Annotated in this window: 26 protein-coding genes and 5 pseudogenes; 16 read left to right on the top strand and 15 right to left on the bottom strand. The window is 64.2% G+C overall.

All coding sequences use genetic code 11. From position 1 onward, the window contains the following. Window positions 1–128: 128 nt before the first annotated feature. From Atro_RS04580 to Atro_RS04565, 4 genes are all read left to right on the top strand, one after another. The gene (locus Atro_RS04580; protein WP_497926629.1) at window positions 129–1,454 is read left to right on the top strand and encodes a dicarboxylate/amino acid:cation symporter; all 1,326 of its coding nucleotides are present in this window, start codon (window positions 129–131) and stop codon (window positions 1,452–1,454) included. Window positions 1,455–1,534: 80 nt separating this feature from the next. Next, the gene (ttdA, locus tag Atro_RS04575) at window positions 1,535–2,434 is read left to right on the top strand and encodes a L(+)-tartrate dehydratase subunit alpha (RefSeq protein WP_497926628.1); all 900 of its coding nucleotides are present in this window, start codon (window positions 1,535–1,537) and stop codon (window positions 2,432–2,434) included. After that, the gene (gene ttdB, locus Atro_RS04570) at window positions 2,431–3,039 is read left to right on the top strand and encodes a L(+)-tartrate dehydratase subunit beta (RefSeq protein ID WP_497926627.1); all 609 of its coding nucleotides are present in this window, start codon (window positions 2,431–2,433) and stop codon (window positions 3,037–3,039) included. The genes ttdA and ttdB overlap by 4 nt, the downstream gene beginning before the upstream one ends. A gap of 149 nt (window positions 3,040–3,188) precedes the next feature. Next, the gene (locus Atro_RS04565; RefSeq protein WP_497926626.1) at window positions 3,189–4,508 is read left to right on the top strand and encodes an OprD family porin; all 1,320 of its coding nucleotides are present in this window, start codon (window positions 3,189–3,191) and stop codon (window positions 4,506–4,508) included. A gap of 116 nt (window positions 4,509–4,624) precedes the next feature. On the opposite strand, the pseudogene Atro_RS04560 reads toward Atro_RS04565, so the two are convergent. The 5 genes and pseudogenes from Atro_RS04560 to Atro_RS04540 all read right to left on the bottom strand — a co-directional run. Continuing rightward, window positions 4,625–4,792 (bottom strand): annotated as a pseudogene (locus tag Atro_RS04560) (tartrate dehydrogenase); the annotation flags it as partial. Window positions 4,793–4,826: 34 nt separating this feature from the next. Beyond that, the gene (locus Atro_RS04555) at window positions 4,827–5,384 is read right to left on the bottom strand and encodes a recombinase family protein (protein WP_497926625.1); all 558 of its coding nucleotides are present in this window, start codon (window positions 5,382–5,384) and stop codon (window positions 4,827–4,829) included. 52 nt (window positions 5,385–5,436) lie between these two features. Next, window positions 5,437–5,814, bottom strand: coding sequence for a YkvA family protein (locus Atro_RS04550; RefSeq protein ID WP_497926624.1), 378 nt, complete (start codon window positions 5,812–5,814; stop codon window positions 5,437–5,439). 52 nt (window positions 5,815–5,866) lie between these two features. Continuing rightward, on the bottom strand, window positions 5,867–6,253 hold the full coding sequence (locus Atro_RS04545; RefSeq protein WP_497926623.1) for a HepT-like ribonuclease domain-containing protein: 387 nt from the start codon (window positions 6,251–6,253) through the stop codon (window positions 5,867–5,869). Further along, window positions 6,250–6,540 carry a nucleotidyltransferase family protein gene (locus Atro_RS04540; protein WP_131341362.1) on the bottom strand — a complete coding sequence of 97 codons (291 nt, stop codon included), beginning with the start codon at window positions 6,538–6,540 and terminating at the stop codon, window positions 6,250–6,252. The genes Atro_RS04545 and Atro_RS04540 overlap by 4 nt, the downstream gene beginning before the upstream one ends. 64 nt (window positions 6,541–6,604) lie before the next feature. Between Atro_RS04540 and Atro_RS04535 the strand changes: the two are divergent. Beyond that, window positions 6,605–6,785 (top strand): annotated as a pseudogene (locus Atro_RS04535) (hypothetical protein); the annotation flags it as partial. A gap of 127 nt (window positions 6,786–6,912) precedes the next feature. On the opposite strand, the gene Atro_RS04530 reads toward Atro_RS04535, so the two are convergent. Genes Atro_RS04530 through Atro_RS04515 form a run of 4 tightly spaced genes read right to left on the bottom strand, consistent with a single transcriptional unit; the run spans window position 6,913 to window position 10,979 of the window. Beyond that, on the bottom strand, window positions 6,913–7,704 hold the full coding sequence (locus Atro_RS04530; protein WP_497926622.1) for an ABC transporter ATP-binding protein: 792 nt from the start codon (window positions 7,702–7,704) through the stop codon (window positions 6,913–6,915). Then, the gene (locus Atro_RS04525) at window positions 7,698–8,693 is read right to left on the bottom strand and encodes an ABC transporter permease (protein ID WP_497926621.1); all 996 of its coding nucleotides are present in this window, start codon (window positions 8,691–8,693) and stop codon (window positions 7,698–7,700) included. The genes Atro_RS04530 and Atro_RS04525 overlap by 7 nt, the downstream gene beginning before the upstream one ends. Beyond that, window positions 8,674–9,738, bottom strand: a complete 1,065-nt coding sequence (locus Atro_RS04520; RefSeq protein ID WP_497926620.1) for an ABC transporter substrate-binding protein — start codon at window positions 9,736–9,738, stop codon at window positions 8,674–8,676. The genes Atro_RS04525 and Atro_RS04520 overlap by 20 nt, the downstream gene beginning before the upstream one ends. A 50-nt stretch (window positions 9,739–9,788) precedes the next feature. Then, window positions 9,789–10,979, bottom strand: a complete 1,191-nt coding sequence (locus tag Atro_RS04515) for an acyl-CoA dehydrogenase family protein (RefSeq protein ID WP_497926619.1) — start codon at window positions 10,977–10,979, stop codon at window positions 9,789–9,791. 387 nt (window positions 10,980–11,366) lie between these two features. Here Atro_RS04515 and Atro_RS04510 point away from each other — a divergent pair, with 387 nt between their 5' ends. Both Atro_RS04510 and Atro_RS04505 read left to right on the top strand, forming a co-directional pair. Beyond that, window positions 11,367–11,498 (top strand): hypothetical protein, encoded by a 132-nt coding sequence (locus Atro_RS04510; protein WP_497926618.1) that lies wholly within the window; start codon window positions 11,367–11,369, stop codon window positions 11,496–11,498. A 130-nt stretch (window positions 11,499–11,628) separates the two neighbouring features. After that, window positions 11,629–12,816, top strand: coding sequence for a phospholipase D family protein (locus Atro_RS04505; RefSeq protein ID WP_497926617.1), 1,188 nt, complete (start codon window positions 11,629–11,631; stop codon window positions 12,814–12,816). Between the two features lie 18 nt (window positions 12,817–12,834). Here the strand turns inward: Atro_RS04505 and Atro_RS04500 are convergent, their stop codons facing one another. From Atro_RS04500 to Atro_RS04490, 3 genes are all read right to left on the bottom strand, one after another. Next, a complete protein-coding gene (locus Atro_RS04500) occupies window positions 12,835–14,484 on the bottom strand; it encodes an N-6 DNA methylase (protein WP_497926616.1) in 1,650 nt (549 codons plus the stop codon). Next, entirely contained in the window at window positions 14,484–14,792 is a 309-nt protein-coding gene (locus tag Atro_RS04495; protein WP_497926615.1) for a hypothetical protein, read from the bottom strand. Before Atro_RS04495 ends, Atro_RS04500 begins: the two co-directional genes overlap by 1 nt. A gap of 452 nt (window positions 14,793–15,244) precedes the next feature. After that, window positions 15,245–16,156 (bottom strand): LysR family transcriptional regulator, encoded by a 912-nt coding sequence (locus Atro_RS04490; protein WP_497926614.1) that lies wholly within the window; start codon window positions 16,154–16,156, stop codon window positions 15,245–15,247. A 98-nt stretch (window positions 16,157–16,254) separates the two neighbouring features. Here Atro_RS04490 and Atro_RS04485 point away from each other — a divergent pair, with 98 nt between their 5' ends. The 3 genes from Atro_RS04485 to Atro_RS04475 all read left to right on the top strand — a co-directional run bounded on the left by Atro_RS04485 (window position 16,255) and on the right by Atro_RS04475 (window position 18,979). Continuing rightward, on the top strand, window positions 16,255–16,863 hold the full coding sequence (locus Atro_RS04485) for a cysteine dioxygenase family protein (protein WP_497926613.1): 609 nt from the start codon (window positions 16,255–16,257) through the stop codon (window positions 16,861–16,863). Next, complete coding sequence (locus Atro_RS04480) at window positions 16,860–18,443, top strand: rhodanese-related sulfurtransferase (protein WP_497926612.1); 1,584 nt, start codon at window positions 16,860–16,862, stop codon at window positions 18,441–18,443. Before Atro_RS04485 ends, Atro_RS04480 begins: the two co-directional genes overlap by 4 nt. A 113-nt stretch (window positions 18,444–18,556) precedes the next feature. Beyond that, window positions 18,557–18,979 (top strand): hypothetical protein, encoded by a 423-nt coding sequence (locus Atro_RS04475; protein WP_497926611.1) that lies wholly within the window; start codon window positions 18,557–18,559, stop codon window positions 18,977–18,979. A gap of 279 nt (window positions 18,980–19,258) precedes the next feature. Here the strand turns inward: Atro_RS04475 and Atro_RS04470 are convergent, their stop codons facing one another. Beyond that, entirely contained in the window at window positions 19,259–19,393 is a 135-nt protein-coding gene (locus Atro_RS04470; RefSeq protein ID WP_497927747.1) for a hypothetical protein, read from the bottom strand. Between Atro_RS04470 and Atro_RS04465 the strand changes: the two are divergent. From Atro_RS04465 to Atro_RS04440, 6 genes and pseudogenes are all read left to right on the top strand, one after another. Then, window positions 19,337–20,142, top strand: a pseudogene (locus Atro_RS04465) (TauD/TfdA dioxygenase family protein). The gene Atro_RS04470 and the pseudogene Atro_RS04465 sit on opposite strands and share 57 nt — an antisense overlap. A 111-nt stretch (window positions 20,143–20,253) precedes the next feature. After that, window positions 20,254–21,284, top strand: a pseudogene (locus Atro_RS04460) (ABC transporter substrate-binding protein). Window positions 21,285–21,288: 4 nt separating this feature from the next. Beyond that, a complete protein-coding gene (locus Atro_RS04455) occupies window positions 21,289–22,119 on the top strand; it encodes an ABC transporter ATP-binding protein (RefSeq protein ID WP_497926610.1) in 831 nt (276 codons plus the stop codon). A gap of 234 nt (window positions 22,120–22,353) precedes the next feature. Beyond that, on the top strand, window positions 22,354–23,223 hold the full coding sequence (locus tag Atro_RS04450) for an ABC transporter permease (RefSeq protein WP_497926609.1): 870 nt from the start codon (window positions 22,354–22,356) through the stop codon (window positions 23,221–23,223). 49 nt (window positions 23,224–23,272) lie between these two features. Beyond that, a pseudogene (locus Atro_RS04445) lies at window positions 23,273–24,030 on the top strand (SDR family NAD(P)-dependent oxidoreductase). A gap of 59 nt (window positions 24,031–24,089) precedes the next feature. Beyond that, on the top strand, window positions 24,090–25,106 hold the full coding sequence (locus tag Atro_RS04440) for an ABC transporter substrate-binding protein (protein WP_497926608.1): 1,017 nt from the start codon (window positions 24,090–24,092) through the stop codon (window positions 25,104–25,106). 3 nt (window positions 25,107–25,109) lie between these two features. Here the strand turns inward: Atro_RS04440 and Atro_RS04435 are convergent, their stop codons facing one another. Both Atro_RS04435 and Atro_RS04430 read right to left on the bottom strand, forming a co-directional pair. Further along, on the bottom strand, window positions 25,110–25,346 hold the full coding sequence (locus Atro_RS04435; RefSeq protein WP_497926607.1) for a hypothetical protein: 237 nt from the start codon (window positions 25,344–25,346) through the stop codon (window positions 25,110–25,112). A gap of 25 nt (window positions 25,347–25,371) precedes the next feature. Continuing rightward, window positions 25,372–25,836, bottom strand: coding sequence for an outer membrane lipoprotein (locus Atro_RS04430; protein WP_497926606.1), 465 nt, complete (start codon window positions 25,834–25,836; stop codon window positions 25,372–25,374). Window positions 25,837–25,931 lie beyond the last annotated feature (95 nt).

The following is a 25,931-nucleotide window of genomic DNA, read 5'->3' as shown; positions in this document are numbered from 1 at the left end:
TCTCTGCCCATTGCCTCGCTCGAACTCGAGGCAATTCATCGGCCGTTCAAACCGACTCTCGCCAAGGACGATAAGAACGGTTCCGGTCGCCATAAAAAACCGCCTCACAAGAATAATTCGGAGGAGAAATGATCAAGCGACTTATAGGCAAACTATATGTTCAGGTCTTGATCGGCGTAACTATCGGGATATTGCTCGGTATTTATTCGCCGCACTTCGCTGCCGACCTGAAGCCGCTCGGCGACGCCTTCATCAAACTGATCAAGATGGTCTTCGCGCCCATCATCTTCGCCACCGTGGTGCTCGGCATCGCCAAGATGGAGAACATGAAGGAACTCGGACGGGTCGGCGCGCGCGCGCTGATCTACTTCGAGGTCCTGTCGACCTTCGCGCTGGTCCTGGGCCTGGTGGTCGTTAACCTCGTCCAGCCCGGCCAGGGCATGAACATCGATCCGGCCACGCTCGACACCAAGAGCATCGCCACCTACACGGCTGCCGCGGCGAACGGCTCGGGCAGCTTCACCGACTTCCTGCTGCACATCATTCCCTCCAGCATCGTCGACGCCTTCGCCAAGAACGAGATCCTGCCGATCCTGCTGTTCTCGACCCTGTTCGGCATCGCGCTGTCGCACATGGGGCCGCGTGCCAGGCCGGTGGTCGACGTGCTGGAGGCGTTTTCCCACGGCATGTTCCACATCGTCGGCATGATCATGCGCGTGGCGCCGCTCGCCGCCTGCGGGGCGATGGCCTTCACGGTCGGCAAGTACGGCCTCGGCTCGATCGTCTCGCTCGGCAAGCTGATGGGCACCATGTACCTGACCTGCTTCCTGTTCGTGGTGATCGTCCTCGGCAGCATCGCCCGGCTGTCCGGCTTCAGCCTGTGGAAGTTCCTCAAGTACCTCAAGGACGAGCTGTTCACCGTGCTGGGTACCAGTTCCTCGGAGTCGGTGGTGCCGCAGTTGATGACCAAGCTGGAGAACGTCGGCGTCTCCAAGCCGGTGGTGGGGCTGGTGATCCCCTCCGGACTGACCTTCAACCCCGATGGCCAGTGCATCTACTACACCATGGCGGCGATCTTCATCGCCCAGGCGACCAACACGCCGCTGACGCTGACCGATCAGCTGATCGTGCTCGGCGTCCTGCTGCTGACCTCGAAGGGCTCGGCCGGCGTCACCGGCTCGGGTTTCATCACCCTGGCCGCCACCCTGGCCTCGCTGGGCAACATTCCGGTCGCCGGCATGGTGCTGCTGCTCGGCGTCGACCGCTTCATGTCCGAGGCGCGCTCGATCACCAACACCATCGGCAACGCGGTCGGCACCATGGCCATCGCCAAGTGGGTGGGGGCGCTCGACAAGGAGCGGATGGACCTGGTGCTCGAGGGGCGGGCGGACAACTCGCAAGCACTTCGGCCGGTAAAGGCGGAAGAGCCGGAAGTTCAAGTCAAGTTCACCTGATGTAACGCGCCGAACTTTCCGGGCCAATTAAGAACGGCTTCGGAAGTTGGATATGCATCGACCTGCTGAGGATAAACAACGTGGATAAAGAATTAGCCGTACAGTCGCTCACCGATGTCATGGCCAAGTTCACTGCCTATATCGGCAAGCGCCTGCCGACCGACGTCAAGAGCAAGATGGAAAAGTTGCGCGCCGCGGAAACCAATCCGCTGGCCATCGCCATCTACGACTCGATGGCCGAGAACCAGGACGCCGCGGACAAGCTGGACCGACCCAGCTGCCAGGACACCGGAGTGATTCAGTACTTCATCTCTGCCGGCGCCAGGTTCCCGCTCCTGGGCGAGCTGGAAGACATCCTGCAGAACGCCACCCTGGAGGCGACCAGGAAGGGCCCGCTGCGCCACAACGCCGTGGAAACCTTCGACGAGAAGAACACCGGCACCAACACCGGCTCGAAGATCCCGTGGCTGGACTGGGAAATCATCCCCGACGCCGACTACGCGCTGATCGACGTCTACATGGCCGGCGGCGGCTGCACGCTGCCCGGTTCGGCCAAGGTGCTGATGCCGGGGCAGGGCTACGAAGGCGTCACCGAGTTCGTCTTCGACGTGATCACCTCGCGTGGCGTGAACGCCTGTCCGCCGCTGCTGGTCGGGGTCGGCGTGTCGACCTCGGTGGAAACCGCGGCGCGTCTGTCCAAGCGGGCGATCCTGCGTCCGGTGGACTCCTGCCACCCCAACGAGAACGCGGCGAAGATGGAAAAGCTCCTCGAGGAGGGGCTCAACGAGATCGGTATCGGTCCGCAGGGGCTGACCGGCAACAGCAGCGTGATGGGCGTCAACATCGAGTCCTCGGCGCGCCACCCTTCCACCATCGGCGTGGCCGTCTCCACCGGCTGCTGGGCCCACCGTCGCGGCAAGATCCGCATCAACGCCGACCTGTCCTACGACATCCTGTCCCATGAAGGAGTAGTACTGTGAAAAAGATCCTCACCACCCCGATCAAGGACGAAGATCTCGCGGGCCTGAACGTCGGCGACGTGGTCTACCTGACCGGCCAGCTGGTGACCTGCCGCGACGTGGCGCACCGCCGGCTGATCGAGCTGAAGCGGGAATTGCCGGTCGATCTGCGCGGCGGGGCGATCTTCCACGCCGGCCCGATCGTCCGCAAGAAGGACGACGGCAGCTTCGAGATGGTCTCCATCGGCCCGACCACCAGCATGCGCATGGAAAAGTTCGAGAAGCAGTTCATCGAGGAGACCGGCGTCAAGCTGATCGTCGGCAAGGGCGGCATGGGCCCGGAAACCACCGCCGGCTGCCTGGAGAACAAGGCGGTCCACGCGGTCTTCCCCGGCGGCTGCGCGGTGCTCGCCGCGACCAAGGTGGAGGAGATCGAGCGCGCCGAGTGGCAGGATCTCGGCATGCCGGAAACCCTGTGGGTCAACCGGGTCCGCGAGTTCGGCCCCTTGATCATCTCCATCGATACCAAGGGCAACAACCTGTTCGAGCAGAACAAGGCCCGCTTCAACGACAAGAAGGGCCCGGTGATCGAGAAGATCTGCAGCCAGGTCCGCTTCATCAAGTAACCGGCCGACGCCCGCCGCGGCAGGGATGCCGCTCGAATGCCTGCGCGCGCCCTCCCGCCCGGCGCGCCGCCGGCCATGGGAGGCGGGCGCCTTCCGCGTTCCCTCGCGCTTCACGACACACCCACACAACAACAAGAAGGGGCTTTTCCATGAACAAACGCCTGCGCGGCGGTTTGACGCTTTCCTGCCTGGGCCTTTTGCCCGTCGGCCAGGCCAGTGCGGCCGGTTTCATCGAGGACAGCAAGGCCACGCTGAGCTTCAAGAACTTCTACATCAACCAGGATGTCCGCAACCAGGAAGCGCCGCGCTCGGAGGAGTGGGGCCAGGGCTTCTTCCTCGACTTCAAGTCCGGCTTCACCGAAGGCCCGGTCGGTTTCGGCCTCGACGTGCTGGCCATGCACGCCATCCGTCTGGACGGCGGCGGCCGCGCCGGCAAGGCGGACATCGAGCGCACCCCCGGCACCATGTTCCCGCTGGAGAGCAACGGCAAGGCCAAGACCGACTTCGGCCGGGTCGGCGTGACCGGCAAACTGCGTCTCTCCAAGACCGAGGCGCGCCTCGGCACCCTGCTGCCGAAGATGCCGGTCTTGACCTACAACGACGGCCGCCTGCTGCCGCAGTTGTTCCACGGCGCGCAGATCACCTCCAACGAGATCGAGGACCTGAGCCTGACCGCCGGCAAGATCGAGCACTCCACCGAGCGCAACTCCAGCGACAGCCACGGCCTGTCGATCTCCGGCGCCAACAGCGGCAGCAAGGCCCGGTTCAGCAACGAGTTCTACTTCGCCGGCGCCGACTACAAGGCCACCAGGGACCTGACGCTGCAGTACTACTACGGCAACCTGCGCGACTTCTACAAACAGCACTTCTTCGGTCTGCTGCACACCTGGCAACTGCCGGTCGGCGCGCTGAAGACCGACCTGCGCTACTTCGCCAGCGACTCCGACGGCAAGAACGAGAGCGCCTCCGGACGCGCCGAGGGCTACGTCAGCAGCGGCGCCAACGGCAGCAGCGGCGAGGTCGACAACAACCTGTGGAGCGCGCTGTTCACCTACAGCCTGGCCGGCCACGAGCTGGGCGCCGGCTACCAGAAGGTCACCGGCAACAGCGACTTCCCGCACATCTTCCAGGGCCAGGGCCGTACCCTGTACCTGATCACCGACTCGCAGATCGGCAAGTTCGCCAGCGCCGGCGAGAATGCCTGGGTGGCCCGGTACGCCTACGACTTCGCCAAAATCGGCGTGCCGGGGCTGAAGGCCAGCCTGTCCTACGTCAGCGGCGACGACATCGACGCCGCCGGCAGCGACAATAAAGAGTGGGAGCGCAACGTCCGCCTCGACTACACGGTGCAGGACGGCCTGTTCAAGGGCGTCGGGCTGTCCTGGCGCAACGCCGCGCTGCGCGGCAACGACACCCGCGACCAGGACGAGAACCGCCTGATCCTCAGCTATAGCCTGTCGCTGTTCTGATTTCCCTGCGGTGGCAAGCGCTGGGTGCAACACCTGACCGTTTCGGTAGGGTGTTGCCATGCCTTATCACGAACTCAGCGTTGCCGAACGCGCCACGATCCAGATCGGTTTACGACCTTCACGTCCGGATACTGCCGGCCCATCTCGGCGACCCGTTCGTCCCGGTAGGGCAGGGTGATGGCGATGCCGTTGGATTTGGTCGCCGAGGTCAGATGGCACTCGGCGCCGGCGAACATCTTGCCGCCGATGCTCGAATACTCGCCCTCGGTATTCTCGCGCACCACATAGGGGGCGTCTCAGAACGGAAAATAAAGCACGCTAAGCGTGCGCAGAGGCTGGCACCCAGCGGTACAGCGTAGGAACAGACACGCCGAGGTTCTTGGCCACGTCCTTGGGCGGAACACCGCTGGCCAGCAGCTTCTTCGCCGACTCGATTTTGCTGTCGGTCATCTTGGGCTTGCGACCGCCCTTGCGGCCAAGCTGCCGCGCTACATCCAACCCAGCGCGGGTGCGCTCGACGATCAGCTCGCGCTCCATTTCGGCGAGGCTGGCCATGACGTGGAAGAAGAACCGGCCAGATGGCGTGCCGGTGTCGATGGCGTCGGTCAGGCTCTTGAACTGGACGCCTTGCTTGTGCAGCTCCCCGACCAGATCGACCAGTTGCTTGACGCCACGTCCCAAGCGATCCAGCTTCCAGACCACAAGGGTGTCGCCTTCGCGGAGCATTTCCAGCGCCTTGGCCAAGCCGGGGCGGTCGGCTCGCGTGCCGCTCACCTTGTCCTCAAAGACCTTCTGGCACCCGGCCTTGGTCAAGGTTTCCCGTTGTAACTCAAGGTTCTGATCCTGCGTCGAAACGCGCGCATAGCCGATCAACATGGTTTGTCTACCGCCGGTTCGTGATGCGTTTGAGTTTCGCGACGGCGACGGTTCATAGGAACGCTCTCGCCAGAAGGACGGCGCAGGCAATCCAGAGAGCAATGATGAGGCCCGCAGCGAAACGGCTGACGGGGCGCTCGGTCGCCTTGGCTGCGGCTTCTCGATGCTCGGCCATCAGCTCGGGCGGGATAAGGCGAACGACCAGAAGGATGCCGAGCGGCACGATGACAAGATCGTCGAGGTAGCCAAGGACCGGGATGAAGTCAGGAATCAAGTCGATGGGCGAGACGGCGTAGGCGGCAACCGCCAACGCGAGTACCTTGGCGAGCCAAGGCGTGCGGGAATCGCGGGCAGCAAGCCATACCGCGTGCACGTCGCGCTTTATGGTGCGTACCCTCTGTTTGGCGGTGTAGATCAGGCGCGTTGTCATGACTGACCCCATGCCTCGATGGTGTGCACCTGATTGACGATCCGCCAGCCGATCATGGTTCCATCCCATAGTCGTTGCGGTCTTCACCGCCGGCATCCTGACGCACGGCTGGCAGTCGTTTCAGCAACTCCGGCAGCGCCGTCTGCACCGTCTCCCACACCACATCGAGGTTGATGTCGAAATAGCCGTGGGCGATGCGGTTGCGCATGCCACGCATGTTGCGCCATGGCACTTCGGAGTGGGCCTGCACAAACTCGGCGTAGCCGTCCATCACCTTTGTCGCGGCTTCGCCGATGATGATGAGGCTCATGATGACAGCCTGCTGGGTGCGCTTGTCCTCGAGGAACTCCTCCTTGGCCAAGCCCTCCACGAAACTGCACGCATCGGTTGCGGCCTGCTGCATGTGTTCAAGGTAGTCAGGCAGACGGTTCTCGCTCATACCGGCCGAGCCTCCGCGAGTACCTTGGCCCGGAACTTCGCTGGCAGGTCGGCGGGAGTGAGCAGATCGACGTGGACGCCGAGCAGCGATTCCAGCTCGTCTTGCAGGCCGCCCAGGTCGAACAGCGTCGCGCCGGGCAGCGCATCGACCAGCAGGTCGAGGTCGCTGCCGTCCCGGTCGGTGCCATGCAGCACCGAACCGAAGACGCGCGGGTTGGCCACCCGGAAGCGGCTCGCCGCTTCGCGGATGGCACTTCGCTTGAGCTCAAGCACGAGCGAGGGGCGCATGGGCATCTTTCCGTTATCGAAACTCGTTAAGATGCTAGGTTATCGAGAATGGTGTTTCAAGAAACTCGAACGCGCCAGTGCCGAGGCCATCACCTGCGCCAACCGGCGCATCTACGAAGCCCTGTCCGAGCCGTTGCCGAACGGGCACCGGCATCGCCTCGACGATCTATTGAAACGCCGCGATATCGGCCTGGCTGGCCTGGCTGCGGCAATCACCGGCCAAACCGAACTCGCGCCACTGGTTGCCGGAGCGGTTTCGATTCCTCTGCTGCTGATCTTCTTCCCCTTCTTCCCCGGTTGAGCAAGGGGTTCGCCCTGCCCGCAGCGCAGCGTCGTCCGGCCCGCAGCCATGCGGGCCGTCCTCTTTGCTCCTCACCAACTGCTGCCCAGCCCGAGCAGCTCCAGCGCCTGCTGGCGCAGCTCGACCAGGTGCGGGTCGTCGCGGTGGCGCGGGTAGAGGCGGTCGACCTTCAGCTCGGCGAGGATGCGCGCCGGCCGGTTGCTGAACACCAGCACCCGGTCGCAGAGCAGCAGGGCTTCCTCCACGTCGTGGGTGACCAGCAGCGAGCTGTAGCGCTGCTGCTGCCACAGGCGGATCAGCTCGCCCTGCATGGCGATGCGGGTCAGCGAGTCGAGCTTGCCCAAGGGCTCGTCGAGCAGCAGCAGGCGCGGTTCGTTGACCAGCGCGCGGGCCAGCGCGGCGCGCTGGGCCATGCCGCCGGACAGCTGGCGCGGATAGGCGTCGCGGAATTCGCTCAGGCCGACCTTGGCCAGCACCGCGTCGACCCGTTCGCGCTGGTCCCTGATCAGGCCGCGGGCCTGCAGGCCGAGGGCGACGTTGTCCCACACGGTGCGCCAGGGGTAGAGGGTCGGGTCCTGGAACACCAGGATGCGCGATGGATCGGGCGCGCCGACCGGCTGGCCGTCGACCAGGATCTGCCCGGACAGCGGCGCCTCCAGCCCGGCGACCAGGCGCAGCAGGGTCGACTTGCCGCAGCCCGAGGGGCCGAGCAGGGCGACGCTCTCGCCCGGCTGCAGGCTCAGGTCGACCTGGTTGAGCACCGGCAGGCTGGTCTTGCCCAGGTCGAAGGCATGGCTGAGGTTCTTCACTTCCAGGTGCAGGCCCCGTGCCGGGGCTGCGGTCTTCAGGCTGGCACTCACCATTTCACGGCTCCTTTCTGCCAGGACAGGACGCGGTCGCGGACCAGGAACAGCGCGGTGATCAGCCCCGAGCAGAGCAGCGCCATCACCAGCAGCGCGGCGTACATGTTGGCGTAGGCCGCCCAGCCCTGGGCCCATTGCAGATACCAGCCGAGGCCGGCCTTGACGCCCATCATCTCGGCCACCACCAGCACCGAGAAGGATGCGCCCAGACCCATGAACAGGCCGACGAAGATGTGCGGCAGGGCCGCCGGGATCGCCACGCGGAAGATCAGGAAGCGCTCGCTGGCGCCCAGGGTGCGGGCCACGTCGTAGTAGGCGCGGTCGACGCTGGCGACCCCCGACCAGGTCAGCACGGTGACCGGGAACCAGGTGGCCAGGGCGATCAGGAACACGCTGGCGCCCCAGCTGCTGGGGAAGATGAAGAAGCAGATCGGCAGCAGCGCGGTGGACGGCACCGGGCCGAGGATGCGCAGCACCGGGTGCAGCCAGTAGCCGATGCGCTGCGACCAGCCGATCGACACCCCGGCGACGAAGCCGCACAGCGAGCCGAGCAGCACGCCGTTGGCGAGCAGCCAGAAGGAGTGCAGCAGGCTCTCGGCGAGGCGCGGCCAGTCCTCGGCGTAGACCTCCAGCAGCGCCTGCGGCGGGGCGAAGAAGGGCACCGGCAGCAGCGCCAGCTTGGCGGTCGCCAGCTGCCAGAAGCCGAGCAGCAGCGGCAGGGCGATCAGCCAGGGGCCGGCCGGACGCAGGCGCTCGGCGAGCCGGGTGGTCGGGCCGGGGAGCAGGGCGACCAACGCCAGGAGGGCGGCGATGAGCAGCGAGAGGTTGACCAGTTCGCGGGTGTAGGGCCAGTCGCGGATGGCGTTGGGCGCCTCGCCGCTGTATAGGGCGAAGGCCAGCCAGCCGGCGGCCGCCAGCAGGCCGGTCTTCCACACGGTGAAGGGCCGGGCGGCGGCCCGGCGCGGCAATTCAGCTGAATACGTCGGCATGGATGCTCTCCGCGAATTTCCGGGGCTCGGTGCTGGCGCGCAGCACTTCCACGGCCTTCAGATCGCGGGCGTAGACGGCGATCTCGTCGACGAAGGCCTTGCCCACCGAGTAGTGGGCGTGGGTGTGCTCGTTGAGGATGGCGTGGATCTCCTCGGAGCTGGTGTTGACCGCGAACTTGAGGAAGTCCTGGGCGACGGTTTCCGGGTGCTGCGCCGCCCAGGCGTGGGCCTGCAGGATGGCGTGGGTGACGGCGGCGGCGACCGGCTTTTCCTTGCGCACCAGGTTGCCGCCGACGCCGACCACGCAGCAGCTCAGCTTGGCGTATTCCTCGACCAGGTTGTTGGACAGCTCGCGCTTGCCCGGCTGGTTGCGCAGGCGGTACATCATCGGGTCGGAGCCGCTGGCCGCCTGGATCTCGCCCTTCTCCAGGGCGGTGCCGAGCAGGTCGACCGGGTAGGTCCGCCAGTTCACGTCGCGGACCGGGTCGACGCCGTGGCGCTTGAGCATCAGCGAGAAGAAGTTCTTGTCCGGGCTGGCCATGTCGGTGACGCCGATGGTCTTGCCCTTGAGGTCCTCGAAGCGGCGCGGGCCGTTCTCCTGGGCGATCAGGCGCAGGCAGCCGCCGTGGGTGCCGGCGGTCAGCTTGACGTCGAAGCCCTGTTCCAGCGCCTTCAGCCAGCGCAGCGCCATGCCGGTGGCGGCGTCGGCCTTGCCGGTGGCCAGGGATTCGAGCAGCACCTCGGTGGAGTGGCCGAAGTTGACGAACTCGACTTCCAGGTTGTGGTTGCGGAAGAAGCCCTGGCTGTCGGCCACCGCGACCGGGGCCAGGCAGATGGCGTTGAGGTTGGTCGCCAGCTTGAGCTTGCGCGGCGCCGGCAGCGCCCAGCCCTTGGCGTCGAGTGCGAAGCTTTGCGCCGGCGCGGCGTGGCCGGCGTGGGCATGCGGATCGGCGGCCCAGGCGAAGCGGCCGACGGCGGCCGCCGCGGCGGCGGTGCCGGCCAGACCGAGCAGGCGACGGCGGGAGAGGCTGGAGTTGAAGGTCATGCGAATCGCTTCCGTGAGAGTCGGGTAATGGGTTCGGGGCAGTGGATGTGCTAGAGGCCCAGCGCGGCCTGGCCGGCCTTGACCAGCACGACGTCGCTCTGCGGCGTGTGGATGCGTCCGCACAGCACGTCGCGGTAGTGCCGCTCCAGCGGGTTGTTCCGGCTCAGGCCGTGGTTGCCGGTGGCCTGCAGGGCCAGTTCCACCGCGCGGATGGCGTTGTCGGTGACCAGGTGCTTGAGCTGGCCGCTGGCGCCTTCCGGCAGGCGCCGGCCGGCGGCGGCCTCCAGCAGGCTGCGGTTGACCAAGAGCAGGCTGTCGATCTCGCCGACCAGCTGCTGCAGGCGCGGCAGGCTGGCGAGCGGCGCGCCGAGCGCGCTCGGCGTGCGCTGCTTCAGCCAGTCGACCAGCCAGTCGCGGGCGGCACGGGCGACGCCGTCGTAGAGGGCGCCGAGCAGGGCGCCCATCCACAACAGGCCCTCGGCGTCGAGTTCGGTATCGGTGCTCCGGTGGCTGGCCGGCGCCACGTTGATCGCCTGCTCCAGCGGCACCAGCACCTCGTCGAAGTCGATGCGGTGGCTGCAGGTGGCGCGCATGCCCAGGTGGTCCCAGTCCTCGACGATGCGGATGCCGGGGCTGTCCTTGCGCACCAGCCAGACGCCGACCAGCGGGTCGGGGTCGTCGCTGCGGGCGAACACGTTGCACCAGGTCAGCCCGTGGCTGCCGGTGGAGTAGAGCTTGCTGCCGCTGATCCGCCAGCCCTCGGGCGTGCGCCGGGCGACGGTGGCCGGCAGGCCGCCGCGCGAGGGCGAGCCGAGCGCCGGCTCGACGCGCAGCGCGTTGATCAGCGCACCGTCCTCGACGGCCTCGCGGACCACCCGCTGGCGCAGCGCTTCCGGCCACTGCGGGTTGTCCTGCAGGCGGTTGTGGTGGAGGTACTGCATCGCCAGGATCAGCGCGGTGGAGGGATCGCCCTTGGCCACCGCGCCGATGGCCTCGACGGCCTCGGCCAGTCCGCCGCCCAGACCGCCCTGGGACAGGGGAATGGTCAGGGCCAGCAGGCCTTCCTGATGCAGGCGGCGGAAGTTTTCCTGGGGAAACTCGCCGCTGCGGTCGTAGTCGGCGGCACGCCCGGCGAATTCCTCGCCGAGACGTTCGAGCAGCGCGGAGAAGCCCGGGCTGCCGGGGCGGACGGGCGAGCCCGCGGCTGCCCGGGAGGGGTTGCGAAGTGGAGTGATGCTCATCGGAATGCACCTGGGGCGACTGTCACGATGCCGAGTCGTCCGGTGGTCCGGTGGGCCAGCCATCTGTAGCGCCGGTTCATGGGCCTGCAGGAAGTGGTGGCCCAATACTGCATGCATAAGAGGGCAATCTGAAATTCGATTTTATTATAAATTAATATTCCTCAGTTTTAACTTGCATAGTCATTAATTTGCTTTATTTGCATTTTGTGCGTGGCTTTCATGCGTGCTGCGCGGGTTCTGAGTGGGTAGGGTGGATGGCCGAAGCCATCCACCTTCGTTCGGCTTCGCCATTGGTCTGCTGCTGCCGGACCTGCCCGAATAGACTTGGAGGGCGCCGACGATCCCGCTGGGCCGTCTGGAGGCCCCCTTGCGCCGCTGGGGACTGCTATGAAAAAGCGGGAAGAAGACCGCGGCGCGGTACTCGACGAAATCCGCCAGCAACTGGCCGACGGCACCCTGAGCTTCGGCGGCGCGATCCGCCAGCTGTGTCGGCAACCCCATGATTGCGACCCTGGATAGGGTGGGCTTGCTTCATGTTGTATAGCAAAACACCCAAATGATTCAAATCCCGCTTCAGTGATAATTAGGCGGTCGTTATATTTGCCAGAGCGGTGCAAAAATCTTTCTCACCTCTCACAAGGAATCAGATGTGCAAGTAACGACAATTGCTCAACCATGGACCCAGCTTGGCAATCAAATAACAGAGTTGCTAGACTCGGCGGTTTTTCAAGAAATAAGCTTTGTTTCGGCGTTTGTCGGATTGAGATCGGTGCTGAGATTTAAACAGAGGTTCCAATATCAGAGTGATAGCTTTGCTAACATTCGCATAACCGTAGGAATTGATCTTGGAGGGACAAGTAGAGATGTTTTAGACGAGCTTCTGCACTGGAATGCACAAACTTATGTGGTGCACAATCCAATTCCAAGAGTCACCTTCCATCCTAAATTTTATTATTTCAAGTCTTTTGGTCGCGCAGTTTTGTTCATCGGATCGAACAATTGGACTGAGGGAGGCCTTTATACTAACTACGAGCTATGCACTCGCTATGATTTTATCCTGCCGGACGACAATCATCATCTAGCGAACATATTGGCGCCACTACAACCATACCTTAATCCGTTGGGGCCAAATGCAGCTGTTCTAACAAGCGACTTGATACAGATTCTAAGCGCGAGAGGTTCTATCGTAAGTGAAACCGAAGCCAGACGCCGCCGAAATCAATCTGCTATACCTCAGGATGAAATAGGTCTACCTCCCAACCCCTTCTACCCAGTTGCGCCTATACTGCCGCCGGACCTGTCTTCATCAATCCTGAATAATGAGCAACAGATTGCGCCTTTTCAAGTGCAAAACAACTACACTCCCCCCCTAATTCCGATGGCTCCCAAACCAACCGGCGCATTAGTCTGGCGTAAGGTGTTATCACCTAGCGAAGCGCTCCAAATATCAAATGAAAGCACTAACCCTGTAGGTGGCATAAGACTTACCCAAGCGCGCTTTGAGACAGTCCACGGAAGAATAGACCAAACAAGGTACTTTCGTAATCTCTTCGCTGATTACCCATGGGAACAGGAGCGAGGAAGGAATCGCAACAGCACTCAGGAAGTGGCAGTCGTACCGATGAGGGTCTTCATTCGAGAGCAAGACTACGGCGTGCATCAATTCGAAGTAAGCCATAAGCCTGATGGTGAAGCTGACCAAAATAACTACACCACCATAATTAGGTGGGGCAGATATTTTATGGAAATAATACCTGGCCTCCACCTGCAGGGAACCACACTATCACTTTACGAAACTTCTAGCCAAGAAGTACGCTTCCTCATGGATATTACATAACGATGCGCCAGGCGAATGTTACGCGGAGTCAATTTCCGGCTCACTAGTTGATCTATGTCTGCGATCACGTAACATTCGCCATCCATCCAAAATGCGCTCTTGGTCGCCCGCTGAAACCCCGAGTGAGCCTAAAACAATTTTACCTTGCCGCGCTAACACGTCGTGCGTGTGGCGCTGACGTATATCCTCATCAAGAGCCATAATATCTATTTTTACATCAGGAGTTGCAACCACTAATTTATTAATCTCTGATGGTATTAGCTCTAATACTCCGCCGCCATAATGCCGGCTTTCCAGTTCTGCACTCAATGCCGTCAGCGGATTTACAAAGCAAGCAACTAACCTTTCTGCCGGAATTCCATATGATCTTATGCGATAAGCCGTGTCGGTAGTGTATGCGCCTATTTTGTTCAGAATCAGTCGTGGCGTATTATGCGACCGTTTCAGCATTCCAATCTCAGTAGAGTGCACTGATGGAACAGTAAACCATGGAAATCGAATTCTACACTTATAACGTGTGTGTAGATTGTCCGCTTCGCCTTTCGCTATATACGAGCGCGCATTGAAGTCCAGCCCTTCGTAACCATCCTTGAACCATATAAAATTCGTGGGCGAACCCTTACTAGCATTTTCCTGATGCTGGCGCTTATCATATATTATACCAGGGCAATGTTCGCTCCGTCCAAACATCGGATGAGCCCATTTGTGGAGCCCATAAGAGGAAACTGTTTCGTCTGTCACTAAGAAAAACTTGTTGGCACCTGTTACGATACCTACCTCGACTTTGGCTATGTCTTTGAATTTATGAACATCTTTGTGAGTACAAATATCGTTAAACAGAGTTCTAGTGCTAGCATCTAGCAGAGCCCTAGTCCATTTCCCTACCACTGTTTCGCCATTAATGGCCTTGGGAGCGCAGAATACTTGGTGAGGATCAAGCTTAACAAAGTCGCGACCCTTGACAGGATAGATACCTAGCCCCTCTGACGGTTCATCGACCCTAAACTTCTTCTCCGCCATAAGGATCACAGCGCCTTGCAATGTACCTTCGAACCATAATTCTTCTGGGTCTACAATAACAATGCGACGACACTGATGGCCTAGATACGACCTCAAGGACTGAGCATGTGTTACATGGATGATCTCTGCTGGCACCACCATAGCCAACCGCCCGCCTGGACGTAACATACTGAATGCAGCGAGAATAAAAGGAACCCACGCATTAGTATGTTTTGTGAAAGGTAGATTCAGAGACTTGAATATCCGCTCGGCGTTCTCCTGAAATGGGGCGGGAAGGTACTGGTACCGTATAAATGGCGGATTTCCCAGAACTGCGTCAAATGTCACAGCCTGCCGCCCCATTCGAGGCACAGCCCATCCTAGAAAGTCGTCATTAATGACTTCAAAAGACTTAAGCTCTGCTGTATGTCCCTGATGGTGGGCCTTAGCTGCTTCCAAGGGCTCTAGTTCGAACGCCATCAACTGGGCCGTTTCCACAGTAGGAACCTTACCCAAAGCACTCAGGAAAACACCATCTCCACAGCTCGGCTCAAGCAATTTACGAGGAGAGATTTCACTCACCCATCGAGTGAGGAATAAAGCGAGGTCCGGTGGAGTGTAGTAGCCGCCACGTAGCTTCTGGGCTGTTTCGAGCTCAATAAAATTCATCAACTATGCCCTTGAAAATCGTTTGAGGTGGCAGACTTATCATCACGGGTCAAACCAAATGCATTTTTGGATTTAGCCCCTCGGGGCCTGCTGGCGGCGAAGTCGATGCGGTTCAGTACAGCTTTGTAATCAATCCCATGCTCAGCTAGCTCCGCCATCAACGCCGCTATAACAGCAATGTGCGGCGGAACCTCACCCTGAATCGCATGGTTGGAAATTGAGTTTGGATTCTGCTTAAGCAAATTCGCGAACCCTTTTACCGATATACCGGCCTTCCCAAGCTGCCTACGGAATTCTTCGTATGTCATTCCCGAAAGTCTCATCTAAGCCTGAAGGCATTATTGCACACATTTTAAGATGTGTGCAACGCATAATTTAGTGTTTTCGATACATACATTAATGTGCTTTGCTGGTCTTGAGGCGATGACGGCCCAGCTAAAGCTCAGCCCAACCTGTACATATCAATCCCTTGCCACCAAAAGCGCTTTTCATCAAATTTTTCTGTAGAGCCTGAGTTCGCCTGTCACTTATTAGTTTTCGCGTTTGCGTCAAATCGACGCCAACGCCAACGCCATCTTGTGTTCAATGTTTATTCGCTAGGTTCTGTTGACATATCAGCGTAACCACAGCAGAGCAGCCGCAAAGGCCAGCATTCCCTTGAAATGGCTGGCCTTCTTCTCATAACGCACCCAGTGGAAAAGACCTGCGGTCGTTTTCCACCCTACAGGGCCTCACCCGCCGTGAATGAGTCCGCCCCCGTTCAGACGCCACCCGCCGCCGGCGGCGAGGCCAGGTGGCGGGCCGCCAGGTTGCCGAACAGTTCGATGGCGCCGTGCAAGTTGCCGACGAAGCGCGGCTGCAGCAGCCAGAGGTCGACCGTCGGCTTGAAGTCGGCGAGGGCGACGACTTCCAGTTGCTCGCGGTAGCGGCTGGCCAAGAGCAGCGGCTCGGGAACCAGGCCGAGGCCGAGGTTCTTCGCCACCAGGCCGAGTTGCAGTTCGCTGCCGAAGGTTTCCAGGTTGATCCGCAGTTTCAGGCCCTGCTCGGCCAGGGCGTGCTGCAGGCCGGCGCGAAAGCCGCAGCCGTCCGGGTTCAGCACCCAGCCGCGTTCGCAGCAGTCGGCGAGTTTGCCGCCGCGCCTTTCCGAGCTGCCGCGGGCGGCCACCACCAGAAGCCGCAGGCGCCCGAGGGAGGTGGCGGCGATGCCCTCGGGAAAGCTCTTGCTGGCGGGAAACAGCGCCGCCACGGCATCCAGTTCGAGGTTTTCCAGGCGCTCCAGCAGGGTGCTGCCCCAGCCGCTGGAGACCTGGGTCTGCAGGTCGGGATAGGTGTTCTTCAGCTGCTCCAGGGTGTCGAGCAGCACCACGTCGCCGATGGTCTGCGGCACGCCCAGGCGCAGGGTGCCGCTGGGCGGGGCGTCGCGGGCGACGATCTCGCGCAGCACGTCCATGCTGCGCAGCACCTCGCGGCACTGCTCGTAGACCCGCAGGCCCATGGCCGTCGGCTTGAGGGGCTTGGTGTTGCGGTCGAGCAGCAGGGTGCCGAGGTCGTCCTCGAAATTCTGCACGCGGCGGGTGATCGCCGACTGGGTCAGTTGCAGGCTGTCGGCGGCCAGGCTCAGCGACTGGCAGCGGACGACGGCGACGAAGGCTTCGATGTCATCTGTCTTCATGCGTTATCAGCATATTAGCTTATGAATAAAGTGCATTTTGATAATGATATGGCGCTTGGTAACGTGCCGCCATCTTGTCACACAATGGATGAGCGACGATGAGTCAATCCCCCCTGCGCCTGGACCGCCTGCGCAATTTCGTCGGTGCCCTGGGCGAACTGCTCGACCGGCACGACGACGAGGAGAGCGTACTGCGCGAAGGCCGGCTGCTGCTGCGCGAACTGGTCCTCCACGACGACTGGCTGCCGGAGGCCTTCGCCCGGCCCGACCCGGAGCGCTACCAGCAGTACCTGTTGCACGCCGATTCCCGCCAGCGCTTCTCGGTGGTCAGCTTCGTCTGGGGACCGGGGCAGACCACCCCGGTGCACGACCACCGGGTCTGGGGCCTGATCGGCATGCTGCGCGGCGCCGAGGACGCTCAGCACTTCGAAGTGACCGCCGAGGGCCTGCGCCCGCTCGGCGATCCGCAGCGCCTGTCGCCCGGTCAGGTCGAGGCGGTGTCGCCGCGCATCGGCGACATCCACCGGGTGTTCAACGCCAGCGCCGACCAGCCGTCGATCAGCATCCACGTCTACGGCGCCAACATCGGCGCCGTGCGGCGTGCCGTCTACCTGCCGGACGGCAGCGAGAAGCCGTTCATCTCCGGTTATTCCAACCAAGTCCTGCCCAATATCTGGGATCTGTCCAGGGAGAGTGTGCCCGCATGAGCCGTATCGCCACCCGTTCCTTCGCCGATATCCGCGCCGCCCTGCTGGCGCGCGAGGAAGTGGCCCTGCTGGATGTGCGCGAGGAAGCGCCGTTCGCCGAGGGCCACCCGCTGTTCGCCGCCAACATTCCGCTGTCGCGCCTGGAGATCGAGGTCTATGCCCGCGTCCCGCGGCGCAGCACGCCGGTGACCGTCTACGACGATGGCGAGGGCCTGGCCGAGCGGGCCGCCGAGCGCCTGCTGGCGCTGGGCTACCGCGACGTCGCCCTGCTGGAGGGCGGCCTCGCCGGCTGGCGCGCCGCCGGCGGCGAGCTGTTCATCGACGTCAACGTGCCGAGCAAGTCCTTCGGCGAGCTGGTCGAGGCCGAGCGCCATACGCCGTCGCTGGCCGCCGAGGAGGTCAAGGCGCTGCTGGACGCCAAGGCCGACGTGGTGGTGCTGGACGCCCGGCGCTTCGACGAATACCAGACCATGAGCATCCCCGGCGGCACCAGCGTGCCCGGCGCCGAGCTGGTGCTGCGCGTGCGCGAGCTGGCGCCGAACCCGCAGACCCGGGTGATCGTCAATTGCGCCGGGCGCACCCGCAGCATCATCGGCACCCAGTCGCTGGTCAACGCCGGGATTCCCAACAAAGTGGCGGCGCTGCGCAACGGCACCATCGGCTGGACCCTGGCCGGTCAGCAGCTGGAGCAGGGGCAGAGCCGCAGATTCCCCGAGGTTTCCGCCGGAAACCGCGCCATCGCCGCGCAGTCCGCCCGCGCGGTGGCCGACAGGGCCGGCGTCGGCCGCGCCAGCCTGGCCGACCTGGCACGCTGGCGGGAGGAAGCCGACCGCACCACCTATCTGTTCGACGTGCGCACGCCGGAGGAGTACGAGGCCGGCCACCTGCCGGGCGCGCGCTCCACGCCGGGCGGCCAGCTGGTCCAGGAAACCGACCACTTCGCCAGCGTGCGCGGCGCGCGCCTGGTGCTGGCCGACGACGACGGCGTGCGCGCCAACATGAGCGCTTCCTGGCTGGCGCAGATGGGCTGGGAGGTGCATGTGCTGGACGGCCTGGGCGCCGCGGAGTTCGCCGAGCGGGGCGGCTGGTCGGCGCCGGTGCCGCCGGCGCCGCAGAGCGAAGACATCGCGCCCGAAACCCTGCAGGCCTGGCTGGCCGAGGGCGACACCCTGGTGCTGGACTTCACCACCAGCGCCAACTACGTCAAGCGGCATATCCCCGGCGCCTGGTGGGCGCTGCGCGCGCAGCTGCCGCAGGCCCTGGAGAAGCTGCCGCCGGCCGCTCGCTACGTGGTCACCTGCGGCAGCAGCCTGCTGGCGCGCTACGCGCTGGACGAGCTGCAGGCGCTGACCGGCAAGCCGGTGTTCGTCCTGGCCGGCGGCACGGCGGCCTGGATCGCCGCCGGCCTGCCGCTGGAGGAGGGCGAAACCGCCCTGGCGGTGCCGCGCAGCGACCGCTACCGGCGTCCCTACGAGGGCACCGACAATCCCCGCGAGGCCATGCAGGCCTATCTGGACTGGGAGTTCGGTCTGGTCGAGCAGTTGGGCCGCGACGGCACCCACGGCTTCTTCGTGATCTGAACGGCCGGGCGTGGCGCCTGCGGTTCGCTTTGTGAGTAAAGGGTAAAGAATCACCGCTCGACGGGTAACTATGCTGTGATGACCACTCCGCACTACCCCCAGAGAGGTGAAACATGCTGTACATCCGTCACATCGCGCTGCTGGCCTGCCTGGCCTCGCCCCTGGCGATGGCCGCCGGAGAAGGGACTGCCGGCCATCCGCCCGGTGAGCACATGGGGCCGCCGGCGGCCGCCGTCACCGCCTGCGAGGGCAAGAAGGCCGGCGACACGGCCTCCTTCGCCGGTCCCGGCGGCAAGACCATGACCGGCATCTGCCGCGACATGCACGGCAAGCTCGCCGTGATGCCGGAGCACGAGCGGAAGGGGCCGCCGCCTTCGGCGGCGGGTTCCGCCAAGGCCTGCGAAGGCAAGAAGGCCGGCGACACCGGCTCCTTCACCGCCCCGAACGGCCGGACCATGGCCGGCATCTGCCGCGACATGGGCGGCAAGCTGATGCTGACCCCGGAGCCGATGGGGGCGCCGCTCGAGAAGGACTGACCCCGCCCGTAGCGCAGCCGCCTCCCGCCGGGAGACGGCTGCCGGGCGTCGGTCCCCCGCCTGGCCGACGCCCTTGCCAAAGCATCCGCGCGCCTCAAGAAGCGGTCATTAACTTAGGCAGAAAAGTTATTTAAACAAAAGTATATATTCCATTAAATTGCACTTGTCGCGTACTTGTCGGTCAACCGCCGAGCCGCATGAAGAGAAATGGATGCGCTATTCGCGTCCACGCCGTTTTCCTTCGGGCCATGCCCGATCATGCGTTTGGAGATCCCCATGTCAGCGGTTGAATCCTTGTTGTCTGCTCCTGCCCAGTCGTTCGACGTCCGTCCTTTCGACGGCGTACTGGGTGCCGAAATCCTCGGTCTCGATCTGTCCCATCCGGTCAATCCGGAGGATTTCGCCCGTATCCATCAGGCCTTCCTGGACCACCGGGTGCTGGTGTTCCGCGAGCAGCACATCACCCCGAGCAGCAGATCGCCTTCAGCCGCCGCTTCGGCGCGCTGCAGATCCATGTGCTCAAGCAGTTCCTGCTGGCCGGTCATCCGGAGATCTTCATCATCTCCAACATCCTCGAGAACGGCAGGCCCATCGGTCTGGGCGATGCCGGCAAGCTCTGGCACTCCGACCTGTCCTACAAGGAGCTGCCGAGTCTCGGCGCCATGCTGCACGCCCAGCAACTGCCGGCCGAGGGCGGCGACACCCTGTTCGCCGACCAGCAGCTCGCCTACGAGACCCTGCCGGAGGCGCTGCGCAAGGCCGTCGAGGGACGCCGCGCGGTGCATTCCTACACCGCGCACTATGCCGACGAGGTGTTCAAGGGCATCCAGCGGCCGACGCTGACCCAGGCCCAACTGGAAGAGGTGAAGGAGGTCGTCCATCCGGTGGTGCGCACCCACCCGGAAACCGGGCGCAAGGGCCTGTTCGTCAACGAGAACTTCACCACCCGCATCCTCGACCTGCCGGAAGACGAGAGTCGCCAGCTGCTCGCCGAGCTGTTCGCCCACAGCATCCGGCCCGAATTCACCTACCGCCACCGCTGGCAGGAAAACGACCTGCTGTTCTGGGACAACCGCGCACTGATCCACCTGGCCACCGGCTGCCCGAACCACCTGCCGCGGCGGATGCATCGCACCACCATCCAGGGCGACGCGCCGTTCTGATCTTGCCGGGAGCTGCCGCGGCAGCTCCCGGCGTCCGCATATCCCCGATCGCGCCGCTGGCCGAACGACTTCCGGCAACCCTTTCATCACCCATTTTCCAGGGAGCTTCCTATGTTTCCAGGCAAACGCTTTCCCGCGATTCGCCGCCTCGCCGGCGGCATCGCCCTGGGCCTCGGCCTCGCCGGCAGCCTGCTGACCCCGGCGGCGGCCCATGCCGAAGGCCAGATCCGCATCGCCGAGCAGTTCGGCATCGTCTATCTGCTGCTCAACGTGGTGCGCGACCAGCAACTGATCGAGAAGCACGGCAAGGAGCAGGGCCTCGACATCAAGGTCGACTGGAACCAGCTGTCCGGCGGCTCGGCGGTCAACGACGCGCTGCTGGCCGGCACCATCGACATCGCCGGGCCGGCATCGGCCCGCTGCTGACCGTCTGGGACCGCACCCAGGGCAAGCAGAACGTCAAGGGCGTGGCCTCGCTGGGCAACTTCCCGTACTACCTGTTGAGCAACAACCCCAAGGTCAAGACCATCGCCGATTTCGGCGAGAAGGACCGCATCGCCGTGCCGGCGGTGGGCGTCTCCATCCAGTCGCGCTTCCTGCAGTACGCCGCCGCCAAGCAGTGGGGCGACAAGGGTTACGACCGGCTGGACAAGTACACGGTCGCGCTGCCCCACCCGGAGGCCACCGCGGCCCTGACCAGCGGCGCCACCGAGCTGACCGGCCACTTCTCCAACCCGCCGTTCCAGAACCAGGCGCTGGAAAATCCCAACGTGCACGTGGTGCTCGACACCTACGAGCTGCTCGGGCCGAACTCGCCGACCGTGCTGTACACCACCGAGAAATTCCGCCAGGAAAACCCGAAGACCTACCGGGCCTTCGTCGACGCGCTGGCCGAGGCGGCCGATTTCGCCCAGAAGGACAAGGCCGCCGCGGCGGACACCTACATCCGCGTGACCAAGGCGAAGATCGACAAGGACGCGCTGCTGAAGATCATCGACAACGAGAAGTTCGAGTTCAGCGTGACGCCGAAGAACACCTATCCGCTAGCCGAGTTCCTCCACCGGGTCGGCGCGCTGAAGCACAAGCCGGCCTCCTGGCAGGACTACTTCTTCCCCGATCCCAGGCTGGCCGAGGGGAGCTGAGACGATGAACGCCTTTCTCCAGAATTCCGCGCCCGCCGTGGCGGCGGCCTTCCAGCCGCTGCTGCAGGTCGAGGGCGTCAGCCTCGAATACCGCACCGCCGAGCGAGTGGTGCGCGCCACCCACGAAGTCAGCTTCGAGGTCGATCCGGGCGACCGTTTCGTCCTGCTCGGGCCTTCCGGCTGCGGCAAGTCGACCCTGCTCAAGGCGGTGGCCGGCTTCATCCGCCCGCGCGACGGCGCGATCCGCCTGGACGGCCGCGAGGTCCGCGAGCCTGGGCCCGACCGCATCGCCGTGTTTCAGGAGTTCGACCAGCTGCCGCCGTGGAAGACGGTCAAGCAGAACGTGATGTTTCCGCTGCTGGCCACGCGCACCCTGAGCCGCCGCGAAGCCGAAGAGCGCGCCCTGCATTACCTGGACAAGGTCGGCCTGGCCAGGTTCGCCGACGCCTACCCGCACACCCTGTCCGGCGGCATGAAGGCGCGCGTGGCCATCGCCCGCGCCCTGGCCATGCAGCCGAAGATCCTGCTGATGGACGAGCCCTTCGCCGCGCTGGACGCGCTGACTCGGCGGCGCATGCAGGAGGAGCTGCTCGAACTGTGGCAGGAGGTGAAGTTCACCCTGCTGTTCGTCACCCATTCGATCGAGGAGGCGCTGGTGGTCGGCAACCGCATCCTGCTGCTCTCGCCGCATCCGGGACGGGTCCGCGCCGAGGTCGCCAGCCATGCCTTCGACCTGCACAGCAGCGGCAGCGCCGACTTCCAGCACGCCGCCCGGCGCATCCACCGGCTGCTCTTCGAGGAAGGGGAAAGCCCCGCTGCCGTGCATGCCGCGTAAGGGAAGGAAGAGGGTGCGGGAGCGGCCATGGCTTTTATGTAGGAGCGGATTTATCCGCGACTTGCCGGAGGCAGCCGGAAACGCCGCGACCTGAGTAACACCCGAAGCCTCGTGCTCACCCAGGTCGCGAATGAATTCGCTCCTACAAGGGAGCGGCAGGAATCCGCCGCTCCGGCGGTTGCTCCTACGGGAGCGGGACTCACGTTTTTATCAAGACTCTACGGAAAACACACCATGAGCCAGACCACGCCTCCATTGCGACCGGAATACGAAATCGCCCTGCAACCCTTGACCGATCTGCCGCTCGAGCGCGAGCTGTCGCTGGCCCAGCGCCTGTGGCAGCAGGGCTGGCTGCGCAAGTCGCTGATCCTCGCCGCGCTGGCGCTGCTCTGGGAGGTGGCCGCCCGTATCCAGGGCAACGACCTGCTGCTGCCGAGCTTCCTGCAGGTCGCCCGCGCCCTGGCCGAGGGTCTGGCCAGCGGCGAGCTTTTGGAGAAGGTGGCGATCTCCCTGTCGGTGCTGGTCCAGGGCTACCTGATCGGCATCCTGCTGGCCTTCGTCCTGACCAGCCTGGCGGTCTCCAGCCAGCTCGGCCGCGACCTGCTGTCGACCCTGACCGCGATGTTCAACCCGCTGCCGGCCATCGCCCTGCTGCCGGTGGCGCTGCTCTGGTTCGGCCTGGGCGAGGGCAGCCTGATCTTCGTGCTGGTGCATTCGGTGCTCTGGTCGCTGGCGCTGAACACCTACGCCGGCTTTCTCGGCGTTCCGGAAACCCAGCGCATGGTCGGGCGCAACTACGGCCTGCGCGGGCTGCGCTTCGTCGCCCTGATCCTGGTGCCCGCCGCACTGCCGTCGATCCTCTCCGGCCTGAAGATCGGCTGGGCCTTCGCCTGGCGCACCCTGGTCGCCGCCGAGCTGGTGTTCGGCGCCTCGTCCGGCAAGGGCGGGCTCGGCTGGTACATCTTCCAGAACCGCAACGAGCTGTACACCGACAAGGTGTTCGCCGGCCTCGCGGTGGTGATCCTCATCGGCCTGCTGGTGGAGAGCCTGGTCTTCGCCCTGCTGGAGCGCGCCACCGTGAAGCGCTGGGGCATGCAGCGCTGAATCCTTCCTCCCTTTTCCCTTTCATGTAGTCGCAACGAGAGCATTGCAGATGAGCAACATCGTCTTCATCACCGGCGCCACCTCCGGTTTCGGCCGCGCCGCGGCGCGCCGTTTCGCCGCTGCCGGCTGGTCCCTGATCCTCACCGGCCGGCGTCTGGAGCGCCTGCAAGCGCTACAGGACGAACTCGGCGGCCAGGTGCCGGTGCATGTCGCCGCCCTCGACGTGCGCGACGCCGAGGCGGTGCGCCAGGCGGTCGCGGCGCTGCCCGAGGGCTTCCGCCAGGTTCGGGCGCTGATCAACAACGCCGGCCTGGCCCTGGCGCCGCAGGCGGCGCAGCAGGTCGCGCTGGCCGACTGGCACACCATGATCGACACTAACGTCACCGGGCTGGTCAACGTCACCCATGCGCTGCTGCCGACCCTGATCGCCAGCGGTGCGGGGCGAGCATCGTCAACCTCGGCTCGGTCGCCGGCCAGTGGCCCTATCCGGGCAGCCACGTCTACGGCGCGACCAAGGCCTTCGTCCAGCAGTTTTCCTACAACCTGCGCTGCGACCTGCTCGGCACCGGCGTGCGGGTCACCGACATCGCGCCCGGCATGGCCGAGACCGAATTCACCCTGGTCCGCACCAAGGGCGACCAGGCCGCTTCCGACCGGCTGTACAACGGCACCACGCCGCTGACCGCCGAGGACATCGCCGAGCAGATCTTCTACGTGGCCAGCCTGCCCGCGCACATCAACATCAACCGCCTGGAGGTCATGCCGACCCGCCAGGCCTGGCTGCCGTTCGCCGTGGACCGCGACTGATCCCCGCGCCGTTTCCGTTTTCGCCCGCGCGAGCCGCGCGGGTTCGACCGAGGTTTCCCATGCAGAAAAAACCGTTTTTCCGTCCCGCCCGGCTGGCCGCTGGCGTGCTCGCCGGGCTGTTGACCGGCCCATTGCTGGCCCAGGCCGAGGGCAGCATCAGCATCGCCCAGCAGTTCGGCATCGCCTACCTGCTGCTCGACGTGGTCCGTGACCAGAAGCTGATCGAGAAGCACGGCAAGGAGCAGGGCATCGACATCCAGGTGGAGTGGCGCAGCATCTCCGGCGCCACGGCGATGAACGAGGCGCTGCTGGCCGGCGCCCTCGATGTGGTGTCGGCCGGCGTGCCGCCGATGCTGACCATGTGGGACCGCACCCGCGGCCGGCAGAACGTCAAGGCCATCGCCGCGCTGGGCTCGCAGCCCAACTACCTGTTGACCAGCAACCCGGCGGTGAAGTCGCTGGAGGATCTGGGCGAGAAGGACCGCATCGCGGTGCCCGCCGCCGGGGTCGGCTTCCAGTCGCGGACCCTGCAGATCGAGGCGGCCAAGCGTTTCGGCAAGGAGCAGTTCCAGCGCTTCGACGGCATCAGCGTCAGCCTGCCGCATCCCGACGCCACCGCGGCGCTGACCTCCGGCGTCTCGGAGATCAGCGCGCATTTCTCCAGCGCGCCTTTCTATTACCAGGCCCTGGAGAATCCGAAGGTGCGCAAGCTGATCAGCTCCTACGACATCCTCGGCGGGCCGGCGACCTTCAACGTGCTCTACACCACCGAGAAGTTCCACAAGGACAATCCGAAGACCTACCGCGCCTTCTACGCCGCCCTGGCCGAGGCCGAGCGCATCGTCAAGGCCGACAAGCGCGCCGCGGCGCAGACCTACATCCGTGTGGAGAACTCCAAGCTGGCGCCGGCGCTGGTGGAGAAGATCGTCGAGGACCCGGAAAACGACTTCACCATCGTCCCGCAGCGCACCTTCATCTATGCCGAGAAGCTCCACGAGCTGGGCGTGCTGAAGAACAAGGCGGCTTCCTGGAAGGACTACTTCTTCGAGGAAGCCCAGGGTGCCGAGGGGAGCTGAGCCTCAGGGCGCGGGATACTCCGCTGCCGCCCGTTCCAGCCACTGCGCCAGGTCGCGGCGCCGGACGCCCTGGCGCCCGGCTTCGGCCAGGCGCTCCAGCATGTAGGTGCGCCGGGCATCGTCGGGGCCGGCCAGCGACAGGGCCAGGTCGCGGTCCATCCAGCGCTTGATGCGCACGTACAGCCACCAGTGGAAATACAGCCCGGTCACGGTGGTGATGAAGACGATGAAATAGTCCATGGCGATCCCCGCGCCGCCCCCCTGGTCAGTGGGAAACGCGGCTGGTGCCGTTGACGGTCAGGATGCGCACCCGCTCGCCGACCCGGAACACCTCGTTCGGCTGCACTTCCTGCACGTAGGCGCGCATGCTGCCATCCTCCTCGCGCACGGTGATTTCCACGCCCTGGGTACGGGTGACGCCTTCTTCCGCCGCGGCGCCGAGCAGGCCGCCGGCCACCGCGCCGACCACCGCCGCCACGGCGCTGCCACGCCCTTCGCCCACGCCGCTGCCGGCCACGCCGCCGACGATGCTGCCGGCGCCGGCGCCGATCGGCGTCTTGGTGCCCTCGATGCGCACCGGGCGCAGCGACACGATGCTGCCCATGCGCACGGTCTGGACGGTACGCGCCTCCCCGCGCGAATAGGTGTCGCCGGTCAGGCTGGAGACGCAGCCACCCAGGGCCAGCGCCACCGCAGTGAAAGAGGCGATCAACAGAAGGGGTTTGCGCATTGCAGTTACTCCGCAGAAGTCATGGCGAATATTTAACTCCTGCCCCCTGCGGTTGTCACGGCACGCCCTCCACGCCGGCACCTTTCGCCCGCGGG

The organism is Azotobacter tropicalis, assembly GCF_059739045.1.
This window is presented reverse-complemented; position numbering and strand designations above follow the sequence as displayed.